The 12,149-nt window shown below is 60.8% G+C and carries 6 protein-coding genes; 3 read left to right on the top strand and 3 right to left on the bottom strand.

Annotated features, from left to right (window positions below):
- Positions 1-21: 21 nt before the first annotated feature.
- The 3 genes from TSA1_RS30875 to TSA1_RS30865 form a co-directional block, all read right to left on the bottom strand.
- Positions 22-1,347 carry an alpha/beta hydrolase gene (locus TSA1_RS30875; protein WP_100179617.1) on the bottom strand — a complete coding sequence of 442 codons (1,326 nt, stop codon included), beginning with the start codon at positions 1,345-1,347 and terminating at the stop codon, positions 22-24.
- 39 nt (positions 1,348-1,386) lie between these two features.
- A complete protein-coding gene (locus tag TSA1_RS30870; RefSeq protein ID WP_100179616.1) occupies positions 1,387-2,346 on the bottom strand; it encodes a hypothetical protein in 960 nt (319 codons plus the stop codon).
- 1,089 nt (positions 2,347-3,435) lie between these two features.
- Positions 3,436-4,665 carry a site-specific integrase gene (locus tag TSA1_RS30865; protein WP_174719145.1) on the bottom strand — a complete coding sequence of 410 codons (1,230 nt, stop codon included), beginning with the start codon at positions 4,663-4,665 and terminating at the stop codon, positions 3,436-3,438.
- 1,589 nt (positions 4,666-6,254) lie between these two features.
- On the opposite strand from TSA1_RS30865, the gene TSA1_RS30855 reads away from it, so the two are divergent.
- From TSA1_RS30855 to TSA1_RS30845, 3 genes are read left to right on the top strand one after another with little or no spacing between them, the layout of a single operon-like run.
- The gene (locus TSA1_RS30855) at positions 6,255-8,573 is read left to right on the top strand and encodes a tellurite resistance TerB family protein (RefSeq protein WP_245448448.1); all 2,319 of its coding nucleotides are present in this window, start codon (positions 6,255-6,257) and stop codon (positions 8,571-8,573) included.
- A complete protein-coding gene (locus TSA1_RS30850; protein WP_100179613.1) occupies positions 8,570-9,889 on the top strand; it encodes an ATP-binding protein in 1,320 nt (439 codons plus the stop codon). Before TSA1_RS30855 ends, TSA1_RS30850 begins: the two co-directional genes overlap by 4 nt.
- Entirely contained in the window at positions 9,858-12,131 is a 2,274-nt protein-coding gene (locus tag TSA1_RS30845) for a DEAD/DEAH box helicase (protein WP_100181432.1), read from the top strand. The genes TSA1_RS30850 and TSA1_RS30845 overlap by 32 nt, the downstream gene beginning before the upstream one ends.
- Positions 12,132-12,149 lie beyond the last annotated feature (18 nt).

The following is a 12,149-nucleotide window of genomic DNA, read 5'->3' as shown; positions in this document are numbered from 1 at the left end:
GGACAACCTTCCAAAATTCGGTCATGTTGAGTTCGCCGAAACTAGCAGCTCCTCTTTATCCGCAATTTGGTCATCGCTCGCCAGGAGCTCGAAAACGTAGCGCCCGCGCTTGAGCGGCGGCCCTTGGATCGACAGCCGTTCGAGCCGGTCCGCGCGGGCTTCAAGCGGAATGTCCGTAACGGCTTCCAATTTAGCGTTCCCGATGTCTCTTTGCACGCGGATGCACGCTCGTAGCTCGGACTGGGGCAACATGGTGATGACGATCTCGTAGTGTGAGTCCTCTGCGATCGTGCGCTCGCTGAGCGAAAGATTCAGAGCGGCCTCCTCGACGCCGAACGTCGCGATAACCGGTTCGACTGGTATCGCGCCGAGCAGCATCCCGATGATCTTATGGGTAAGCGACTTTTGCGCCACTCCGAGATGATTAGCCTCCACATAGGCCGTCTGCACCCGAAGGGCAGTTGCGCTCTGGATTGGCACTGTGCCATCGCCCGAACTCTTGACGACAACAGCGGCCGCGGCGTTGTGATCTTGGTCGAGCCGCGTGACGGTTTCGTGAGCAGCGCTGGCCACCGCAAAATAGCGGCATCCAGGTTGGCGCCGCGTCGGATCCAATCGCGCTTGGAAGGTCGTCGCAGCAACCAAATGGTCTGGGTTGAGCCGGTAATTAGCGACGACCGCCGGATCGAAGACGCTGACCGCTTTAAACGGTGATGGATCGTCTAGCTTCCAGATCGGCAGGAGAGCCGCGGAGGGGAAGAGCTGAAAGCAGGCCGGGAAGCCGGTTGCGGCTGCAATTCGGCTGAGTTGCTCCGCGGAAAGGCCCATGGTCGCTCCCCCAACACCAACAGCTCTCGCGAAGGCGAGTGGAGCGCCTTCGTGCGGTGTCGCGAGAAAAACGGCCATCTTAACCGTGGCTGCCCAAGGCTCGGCCGCCACGCCAGGCTTTTCGAGACAGCCGCGCACCACGAGGCCTCCCATCGAATGACATATCAGCTTTATCTCGACATTAGCTCCATGTTGTTTCACAAGATCAGCCAGCATCTGACCGAACTGGTCAGAGAGGAGATTTAAGTCGCGGCGCCAATCGTAGTCGAACTTCGCTAAGCGCCGACGCTCGTGGGTCTCGGAATACCCAAACCCTTCGATCGCCTTGATGATCGAGCCATAGACGTCGATGCAGACGCTCTCCACGACACCGGCCGCTCGAAGGTTCGTCTGCAGGAGCTTCTCTATACGCCGATAGCCGCTCATCGCCTCAATAGGGGTCGGTGGCCAAACCTCCTCGCCGTCAGGTGTCTTCAATTTGGAGCCGAAGATTCCTGGCACGAATATAACAATTTCCATGATCGTCCCTCTCGAGTTTCACAGCAACGGTCAGGCTGTCTAATCAGGCATTCGACGTAGCGAGACTGTAGGATCGCCCAGGATCACTAGATTCTGTCGATCCATTGCGGCCAGCCGGCGATAGATCTGCAATGTGTTACGATCATCGGCGTCAGGGGGAGGCTGAAATAGGCCGAAGAAATTGCCCGCTTCCTTGAAGATGTCCGCTAACGCCCAGCCGATTGTAGGCGCTGGCCGAACGTCTGCGTAAAGGCTGTCGTATAGGCAGCGCACGATTGTATGCGTTAGCTCCTGCTTGGTTAGCGGGTCTCGCAAGGTCCAATCGAAGGTCGGCTCGACGTGGCCAATGAATGCCCGTAGGGGGTGGGGTCTGCCGAGCATCCTGCGAGGCAACGGCGCGACACGAGCGCCTGCGACCGTTGCCACACCGCGCGTCAGTACAGCATTCCTCTCGCTTGGCGTGAACAGCTCTTGGTAGCGCGTGACGGCATCCGAGCCAGCCGAACAGCAAGCGTGTGAATACCAGACTGCTCCCCCAGGCGACCATGTATCGAGTGCATCTACTGTCAAACACCGTTTGAGCGCGTCCACTGGCGATCCGAGATTGGCAATGATCGCGGCACTGTCATTCAACGGACCCGTCATGCCATGGCTCGTCGTGCAGATGAATCCTGGTTTTCGCTCATGAAGAGCATCAACGAGTGTCCCGCAGGTGGCGCTCGCGTCGGTGATCCAAGTGCAGCGTCGGGTTTCCTCGTTTTGCGTAAACTGGCCTTCGAGCTTAGCTCCGATGACGCGTGCCATTAGGAAGGTGATGTCTGGCACTCCCCAATTAGTACTCCAGACGACCGGCAGGGCGAGGTCGGCGGTACCGGCGGTCTTCCAATCGTCGATCAGGGCATCGACATAGTTGCCCAGTCCTTCGTCGACAGAGAGGTCGAGCCGGCCGACGAATGCTGAAAGATTTAGCCCGTATTGTACGGCCCATGGGAGTTCCACGGGGGTACCATAAAGCAGAAGGTACTGAGGAAGTTGTCCAGCGCGGACCCCGCGATCGGGGGCCGCTGTCGATAGTGGCTCACACTCTCCGTCCTTATAGTAACGATACAAAAGACCGGGCGGCTTATTCGGACGGTACCGCAGAACTGGCGCAGTTTCCGCGGGCGCATGTGCTCGTGCGGCAAGCAAACGGCGCAAAGGCTCTGGCGCATCTGCACCAACGGCCTTGTCCTTAGCAGGAATAGTATCGTCATCACGGAGGACTAAGCCCCAACCGACGTCAGGCGAGCGCCAATCGCGCATCTCGGCGACGCGAGGTGGCGCCAGCGTGGCAAGCCTCAATACTTCTTTCGGGGTCTGGTCAGGAAACTCGATCGTGGGGCTTTGAGAACCATCCCACGCATTAATGCGAAGCTCTGTCGGTCGATCTATCTCCATATCGTGCTGCCTCACTGCACTGCTGACATAGGCTCTCCGCCAGGAGCATGCACGAGCCCAAATAAGTGCACATCTAGCTATTCAAAACCCGCTCGCGGCAAACGTACGCCGCAGTACCAATGCAGCTCAGAACTGTTTTGGCGAACACTAAGCGAGCCACTCCCTCGCTCGTTGTCTGCAGTCTGAGGTTGTAATATTAATGGGCAACTTGCAACGTGAATGCGAACTACTTCACACGACGTAGAAACTTGAGCCGAGAGACGGATTTGGTCAAAAATGGCTGTTTCGCGCCAGAAGGTAATCGGGTGCGGCGTCTCGCCACGTCTTGATCGTCGCAAATTGGACGTGCCAATGTCCGGTTGTCGAAGCGCGTGCCGAAGAGCTTACTTTGGCCGAAAGTCCGCCATTTGCCAGTGACAGCGGCTTCCTCGATAGGCGCTCCCGACCAATGGTCAGCTTCGGCCACCACCGGCACAGCTTTCCAAAACGGATGGAGCAAGTCTACCTGGTCCTCAACGGGGGCGGTCCAGGACGGTCGAATATGCATTTTTACTTCAGCGAGGATTGACTGACACTCTCTCCGCCGCGAACAAGGCGCGCGGCGCGGACCTTGATGGTCACAGTGTGGCTCGCGCTGGCAATATATCTCTTCTATTTACGCAGCTGCAGTACCGGATCGAAGCTGCCGCGATTTCCTTCGACCTTCCTTTCTCGCTTGGCGATCTTCTCCACGGCGTCCGAGAGATAATCAGGGTGATGATGGCCGTAGGTGTTGAGTAGAACCTCCAACGACATGCCCAAATAGCCGGCCGCCTGCCACGGGTCGGCGCCGCGCTGCATCAGCCAGGTTGCCGCCGTGTGGCGGAGTGTGTGCGGCGAGACTCCTGTCCCAAGACCGGCTAGTCGCACGGCACTTTTGAAGGCTGTCTTTACAGAAGTGACCGGCATGCCGTTGAACTGGACAAAGTTCTTGGCATGTGAGTCAAGCCGGTGCCAACGCCGGAGGTGCACGAGCAGGCGCGGCGGGATTGGTACGGGCGGTTGCCGCTTATTTGTCCGGGCGTCGCCTTGGCGGCGGCGGTAAAAAATGCCGCGATCGAGGTCGACAAATGAACGACCGACAGCCGGGATCGGTGAGGCCGCAGCGATGGCGCCAGCCCGGGAGCCGCTGTAGATGCCGATCAGGATGAACCGTGCCAAGTGCCGCAGAGGCCGCTTGTCGGTCGCGACTTTTTGGCCCTTCATCGGTCCTCGTGACATCTTCTGGATCTCTCGATAGCGCCAGCAGGTCCAGATCAGCTTCGCTGCGTCGGATCTTGTCAGCCATTTGTCGCGAGGCTCGCCCTTTGCAGGCAAGGTGATCTTGACCAACCCCCGGTGATAGCCCTCTGCAGAATGATGATTGATGGCTGCGCGCAGATCCTCGAGATCACGCCTGGAGCCGCCCTTGTTGCCGCGTTCCTTCGCATATTGACGACACTGCTCGCCATCGACCTCAGCAAGCATTTTTGCGCCCCACCAGTCGTTCAGCCGGCCGATCCGCTTCTTGAATTTGCGAATGCCCGGAATGGAATCTTCGTTTTCCTCCGTGACTTTGAATCGGTCGCGAAGCTTGGCAAGTTCTGCGTCGAGATAGATCGAAAGCACGTCCCCGATCGGGATGGATTCAATATCCTGGGCCTTGCGTTTGGGAATGTATTTGGACGCAATGTAGTCCTTCAGCTTTTGCTCCGCGGCCGTAATTTCATCTGAAGTGCAGCCTGTGCTGATGTCCCTACCGTTGTCCCGGATGATCCAGGTTGCTCGGTGGGTAATACGGCCGGCCTTGTTTCGTCGAGCAGCCTTGAGCTGGAGCCGGGCTCCTTTGCTTTGACGCGGCATAGATCTCTCATTCTCTCTATATAGAAGAGTGTTGTGTAGTCCTTGCCCGCAATGCGCTCGATGATGAGTCTTCCGCGGGCGTTCTCTCGGCGCAGCCCGGAAGCGGTCATCGATCCATCGGGAAAAGCCACGGCCGCTGCGACAGCAAGACGGAGAGGAGTGTGGAGACCAACGTCCTTCGGGCGCTTTAGTACGTCGGTCATGTTAGCGACGTCGCAATCTGCGAAGTGCTAACAGCAATCGGGTTTCATGCTGGCGCCATCGGCGCGATGCTATCCGTCTTAGGAATGCGCTGGCCGCAACGCGTCGAGCGGGCGTAGAGGTGCGAAGTGCCTGAGAGCGCTGGGCAAGCACAGTGGCCTGCTCACAGCGTTCGCCTATGAGAATCCTTCCGGTAGCGCTATTCGCCACGAGGTTGTCAGTGCCCATTGGCACATACAATCAACCTACAGGCGATAGCTCAATGACGACGAGCGGCTGTTTGGGCCGATATGGGCTGGCGCGGAGAATGCCCGAGGCGGCCGCGCCAAAATCATCCTAGGTGCGGGGGTGGATCACTTTTGCGATAGGTCTCATTTGCTTTCCGGTCCAACTTGAGAGTGGTTGTTGAATGCTCGCTTCTTGACGCACGGATTCCGATGAAGCGAGGCTACGGGTTTGCTGACGATCGCGACGTTGCACTGCAAGGCATGTCTAACGTTATTCGCCGGCCGCTCCACATCGGCCGCGGATTCTAATGAATCGAATGTTCGGCCGGTACTGTCAGATTTGACAGGTCATGGGTTCTTGGCCAGCTTGGAGGCTGGGATGGGCTGCTCACAACTTGTTAGATGCAGGTTGGGCAGGAGCGGGCATCAGTTGCTGCGTTTCGGGGTGCGTGCGGCATCGGCCGCACCGGGCTCTTGTAAACCGAGCCGCGTTGCGTCTCGGCCTTCGGCTTCGATCCCTCGCACAAGATATTTAATGTGTCGCTCGCCGGAGGCACTCGCACGAAGGGCTACCGCTTCGCGGCACCGCTATCACTGCCCGTCGCGCGGGTGCCTTATTAATCGGTCTCGCGACTGCACTCGGTCCCGGGTCCCGCCGCTGCGCGTCGGCGCTATGCTGTCCCTTTTGCGGGTGCCTCTTTTGATTTTCTCACTCTTGCTCTTGTTTCCGATGTCTGGCTTTGGACTGCGTTGACTTGCTCAAAGTCTATGGGGGGCCGCCCCTCGCGCGTGCCATGTTAAAGCGCGGGCTTTCGCCCGCGCCGCCCCGAGCGGTCTCCCCGGTCTTCCGCGCTTTTTTCAACCTACCGCCTTAGGACTGCATGGCTCACGCTTGTGCAGATCCGCTCCTATCGAGCGGCCCTCATCGGGCGGGCGATCCCCATCGCCGTCAGGCCGGCGAGCGCTTGAGATGCGCCCGCCCGGTGAGACCGGGTCTCGGTCGGGTGCCGGAATCCCTCCGAAATATCGAGGCCGGGCCCATTCCCTACGGTTGTGCGTCGTGCGAATGTCGCCCCGATTAGACGGGCCGAGACCGGCGGTATTATTTCACGGGTTTTCATGGCTAGGCGACGGGGCAATTCGTCGGGCGGAACGATCTTATTGATTTTGTTCGGCGCTTTGGCCGCCGTGGTGTCGGCCGTCTATCGCTTTGCGGTGGAGAATGCGGAGGCGATAGGGGTCGTAGCCCTGATTTGCGCACTGATCGCTACCCCGTTCCTCATCGCCCGCGTCACGTCGACGAAACGAGCCGATCCGACCGGTGTCAGGCCACCTCTTCCGGATACCGTGTTGCGGACTCGCGCTTCAGGGGCTCCTTCCACACGGGTCGAACGCCCGTCTCCAGCACGCTGGATCCGGAGCGGTGAAACCGTGAAGTTCGGTAGGGCGGAGCTTTCTGGCGGAATGTTCTACTACGGGGACTGGCTCCCGCTCGCGGAAAGCGCCACGCGCCAATACGCCATCAACCCGAAACTTCCGGCTTCGGGATTGGCGGACGTCGAGGGCAGCTCGATGCCGTACTGGCCGTCCTATGCGGACATCTCGCCCGGGGCACGCCGTGCTTTCCTCGATTGGATGGCCGGGGGCAGGCGGGATCCGTCTTACGGCATCGGGCTGGTCTTCATCTTCCTGTATGGCCTCGAACATCGGCTGTTTCTGGAGGGAGGAGATGATGCACACCTGATCGTCCGAGAGGTCGAAAGACTTCTGGCAATCTATGGCGCCAACAACTCGTTCCACGGCTACGCGAGCAATTTCCTCGACTTCGCCCGACTGGCCCAGGGCGAACGCGTCGAAGTAAGCGCGCTGTCTCCAGAGCGGCGCGGCGGATCCGAGATGGACTTGCAGACCCGCCTCTACCTCGGCGACCGCCTAGCTGAAGCGCCTGCGTTGTCGGCCGAAGACGCACTGCGCTGGGTTCTTGGGATGCCGGACACGTACTTGAGGACCCCGGCGGTCCGTTGCTTCGACGAATTCGTTGCGTTGTGGCGGTTGCGGTTCGACCGGATCTATCCCGCAGGCCTTCCGGTGAACGGCAAGGATCGGATCTCGCTGCGCTACCGGGCGGCGAGCGGCTCGTTCGACGTGGCGATCCGGGGCCCACACGAGCAGCACATCGATGTGACCCGTGTGACGAGACCGTTGCCCGGACTGCAGAAGCTGGTGACCGACTGCACCGACGAGTTGGACTCCTTCAGCCGCTTCGTCGGCCGAAAACCTTCGGCCAGGAACTCGATGGCAGCGGCGAAATTGCTGCCCACCGATCTGCAACAAAGCACGACCGCGGGGGCGATCGCCGATTTCCGGCAGCGGGTCGAAGCCGTCATGGGCGACTACGGACGCGGAAGCAGCACGGCGCAGATACTGTTGGAAATGGCGGGAATCGAAGTTCCCGCGGACGGCAAGATTTCGACCGCGTCTGCCGACGAACTCGGCCGCGCGCTGGATTCCATCGGGGTCGCCATCGAGCCCGATCGCCGATACGGAAGCAGCGTCCCACGCGCCGACGAGCAGGTGTTCGTGTTCAGGGCCGCGAACGGCGGCCCCGTCGACCCCGCTCGGGCCTCGTTCAGGGCCGTCAGGGCGCAAGTCGAGGTCGCGGTGCTGGCGGCAGCGGCGGACGGAGATGCATCTTACGAGGAGCTCCAGCGCACGATTGCGCGAATACGCTCCGCCACCGACCTGTCCGGAGTCGAGCAGGCGCGCCTGATCGCTTTTGCGGTCACGACGTTCAACAATCCGCCGAAGCAGGCGAGGGTGATGCGGAAGCTCGCCGAAACAACCGAAGGCGAACGCCAAGCCATCGCGGATGCGGCCATAGCGGTGATCGGCGGAAGCGGAAACGTGGACGCCGGCGAGGTGAAGTTCCTGGAAAGGCTTCACAAGTCGCTTGGGCTGCCGAAGGAGCGCGTGTACACCGGCCTCCATAGCGCCGCCGCAAGACAGGCCGACGATCCTGTGCCCGTTAGCGGCGAGGATCGCGCCATTGGGGTACCGTTACCGAAGGAAACGCCGTCGCCCATTCCTCCTGCCATCGCCGCCAGGGGAATTTCCATCGATGCCGCGCGACTGGCACGAACGCGCAGGGATACGGAGGCGGTGTCGGCTCTCCTTTCGGATATCTTCGCCGAGGACGTCGTCCAGCCGCAACAAGCTCCTCCCGAACAGGCTGCTCTGGACGGACTAGATGGCCCGCACACCGAACTGGTGGAGCTCTTGGAGCTTCGCGGGTCGATGACGCGGACCGAATTCGACCGACACGCGAAGGAGATGCGCCTGTTGCCGGATGGCGCCATCGAACGGATCAACGACTGGTCGTTCGATCGCTTCGATGAAGCGCTGATCGAGGACGGCGATGAAGTCGTCGTCACGCCGCATCTTCGAGGGAAAATCGCCGAGATGAAGGACGAGGCCGCATGAGCAAATCCGCCAAGACGATCCGGCCCAAGGAGCGCGATACGATCATCCAGGCGCTGTCAGCCGGTGTAGTTCCTCGCCTGGGCCTGGCGCACATCCAGGTGGGACGCGCCGGAGAGATTGCGGCCCTGCTGCGCGACATCGACCGGATAGCGGACTCTGGAACCGCGGTGAGATTCATCATCGGCGAATACGGAGCGGGAAAGACCTTCTTCGCGAGCATCGTGCGTCTCATCGCGCTCGAGCGGAAATGCGTGACGATGCACGCCGATCTGTCGCCCAACAGGCGCATCCATGCGAGCGGCGGCCAGGCGCGTGCGCTCTATTCCGAAGCCGTGAATAACATGGCCACGCGGAACAAGCCCGAAGGTGGCGCGCTCCAGAGCGTGATCGAAAGGCTGGTGACCGACGCCGCGAAGGAAGGCGGCGAGAAGGGCGTGCCGGTCGAGAAGGTCATCGACGAAAAGCTTGCGCCGATCACCGGCTTCGCCGGCGGGTACGATTTCGCCACCGTCCTGAAGGCGTACTGGCGGGGTAGCGAGGAATCGAACGATGCCCTGAAGCAATGCGCGATCCGATGGCTGCGCGGCGAATATTCGACGAAGACGGATGCGAAGAAGGATCTCGGAGTTCGAACGATCATCGACGACGAGAACGTTTACGACTCGCTGAAATCGCTGGCGTGCCTAGTGAGGGTCGCGGGCTACGCCGGTCTGGTCGTGATGTTCGACGAGATGGCCAACATCTACAAGCTGCAGAATTCCCAGGCCCGGAAGCAGAACTACGAGCAGATCCTGGACATCGTGAACGACTCGCTGCAGGGCACCACATCCGGAATCGGATTCGTCATGTGCGGGACACCCGAATTTCTGCTCGATACCCGCCGCGGCTTGTTCAGCTACGAAGCGCTTCAATCGCGGTTGGCGGAGAATACCTTCGCGCACGGCGGTCTCGTCGACCTTTCGGGACCGGTCATCCGGCTCCAGAGCCTGACGCCCGAGGATCTGCTGGTGCTGCTAGGCAACATCAGGATGGTGTTCGCAAGCGGCGACCCGTCCAAATATCTGATACCCGACGAGGCCCTGACCGGATTCATGGAACACTGCGATCGAAAGATCGGAGAGGCGTATTTCAGGACCCCGCGGTCGACAGTCAAGGCGTTCGTCCACATGCTCTCGGTACTCGAACAGAATCCAGGTACGCGATGGGAAGATCTTCTGGATCGCATACCAATCGCACCGGACGCACCGGAAGTTTCGGCGGATGCCGATGCAAGCGGAGACGGCGATGAGCTCACCAGCCTCCGACTCAACCCTTGAAGGAGCCTACGACAAGCTTCATCCGACGATCCGTCGCTGGATCAGAGATCAAGGTTGGGACGAACTGAGGGAAATCCAGGCTCGCACCGTGAACGCGGTGCTGGATGGCGATCGTGACATCCTGATCGCGGCGACGACCGCGGCCGGAAAGACGGAAGCGGCTTTCCTGCCTATCCTCACCCAGGTGGCCGAGCGCAAGGAGCCGGGTTTTTCCGTGCTCTACGTCAGTCCCTTGAAGGCGCTGATCAACGACCAGTTCAAGCGCCTGGACGAACTGTGCGACAACATGGGCATTCCCGTCGTGAAATGGCACGGGGATGCGCCGCAGGCAGGCAAGAAGCGGGCCTTGGCCAGGCCGCAGGGCATCGCCCTGATCACGCCCGAGTCGATTGAAGCCATGTTCACCCGCCGACCGGCCGACGCCGCTCGGTTGCTGTCGATGGCCGCGTTCATCGTGATCGACGAGCTTCATTCCTTCCTCCAGGGGCCGAGGGGACTTCATGTGGCGAGCCTGCTGCGCCGCATCGACGCGATGTCGAAAAAGCCTGCGCGGCGTGTCGGGCTGTCCGCGACGATCGGAGATCTTCCGCAGGCCGCCGCCTGGCTGCGTCCTGCCGTACCGCACTCAGTCGAGATTCTCGAGGCCAAATCCGATTCGCCGGAACTCAGGCTTCAGATACGCGGATTCGTCGAGCCGCCCGAGCTCGACGATCCCGATCATGCCGAAGGCGCCGCCGGTGCGGAAGAAACGCCGAGAAGGATTGCGCTGGACGACATCGCGGATCATCTGTTCGCCACTCTCCGCGGGACGAACAATCTTGTCTTCGGCGGGTCGCGCCGCACGGTCGAGTCGGCCGCGGACAGATTGAGGAGGCGTTGCGAAGCATCGAAAGTCCCGAACGAATTCTTCCCCCATCACGGCAGCCTCTCGAAGACCTTGCGCGAGGATCTCGAAGACCGCTTGAAGGACGCGAGGCTTCCGACGACCGCGATCTGCACGTCGACCTTGGAACTCGGCGTCGACATTGGATCCGTGAAGTCTGTCGCCCAGATCGGATCGCCCAGATCACTATCGTCGCTGAAGCAGAGGCTCGGACGCACGGGGCGCCGGCGCGGCACGCCTTCTATCCTGCGGGTCTACGTGCGCGAACCCAACATCGATCAGGACTCCGGCATGTTGGATAGGCTTCGGTCCAACACGATACGGTCGGTCGCCGTCGTGCGGCTGCTCCTGGAGAGGTTCGTCGAGCCGGCCGGCGAGGTGCCCGAAACGGCGTCGACGCTCATCCACCAGATCCTGTCGGTCATCGCGGAACGCGGCGGCATAAGGGCTCGACCGATGTACGATCTATTGTGCGGCCCGGGTCCCTTCGCCTCGATCTCGGTGTCCGAGTTCGCCGATCTGCTCCGGCATCTGTCTTCGGAGGCGGTCAAGTTCGTCGAGCAAGCGAGCGACGGCACCATCATGCTCGGGAAGGAGGGCGAACGGATCGTCCAATCGCGCAATTTCTTCGCCGTGTTCGAGTCACCCGACGAATGGCGCCTCACGGTCGGAGGGCGGACACTCGGGACTCTCCCGATTTCATTTCCCGTCCATAAGGACAGCCTGGTCGTCTTTGCCGGCCAACGCTGGATCGTGCAGGATCTCGACGAGAAGACGAACACTCTGTTCGTGGCGCCGCACCCAGGAGGTGTGGTGCCCCGGTTCGAACGGGCCCACGGAGAGCGCCTCCATGATCGATTGGCGGCGGAGATGCGGCAGGTCTACCTGACTTCGGACGTGCCACCCTATCTTGACGACAAAGGGCGTTCGCTGCTTGCCGAAGGAAGAGAGATGTTCCGGTCTCTTGGTCTCGAGACGACGACCTGTGTACAGGAGGAAAAGAACCTCCACGTCTTTCTGTGGCGGGGGTCCCAGGCGACCGCCGTCTTCGGAGCCGCCGCCGCGATGGTCGGCATTCCGGGAGAGGTCCATGATCTCGGTCTTACGCTTTCCGAGACGAACGTGTTCGATGCTTCGGCGAAATTGAAACTCCTGGCAGATGCGGAGGACGTAGACCCCATCGAGCTAGCGGCGTTCGTCGAGAACGTAGCGGCCGGCAAGTTCCGGGAGCAGGTCCCGCAACCTTTGGCAAAGGCCTTGTGGGCAAAACAAAACGCAGCGGCCATAGCCGGCATCAACGGCATGGCGCGGACCGTGTGCCAGGCGTACGGAGCTGAAAGCGACGGCGGATTCCACTGACGCGCTCCAACGAGGGGG

It is taken from the genome of Bradyrhizobium nitroreducens (genome assembly GCF_002776695.1).
GTDB classification, from domain to species: domain Bacteria; phylum Pseudomonadota; class Alphaproteobacteria; order Rhizobiales; family Xanthobacteraceae; genus Bradyrhizobium; species Bradyrhizobium nitroreducens.
This window is presented reverse-complemented; position numbering and strand designations above follow the sequence as displayed.

What these genes read in the sequence shown, in the direction of transcription:
- TSA1_RS30875 (WP_100179617.1), bottom strand. Translation starts at nt 1,347, where the DNA reads ATGGAAATTGTTATATTCGTGCCAGGAATCTTCGGCTCCAAATTGAAG.
- TSA1_RS30865 (WP_174719145.1), bottom strand. Translation starts at nt 4,665, where the DNA reads ATGCCGCGTCAAAGCAAAGGAGCCCGGCTCCAGCTCAAGGCTGCTCGA.
- TSA1_RS30850 (WP_100179613.1), top strand. Translation starts at nt 8,570, where the DNA reads ATGAGCAAATCCGCCAAGACGATCCGGCCCAAGGAGCGCGATACGATC.
- TSA1_RS30845 (WP_100181432.1), top strand. Translation starts at nt 9,858, where the DNA reads ATGAGCTCACCAGCCTCCGACTCAACCCTTGAAGGAGCCTACGACAAG.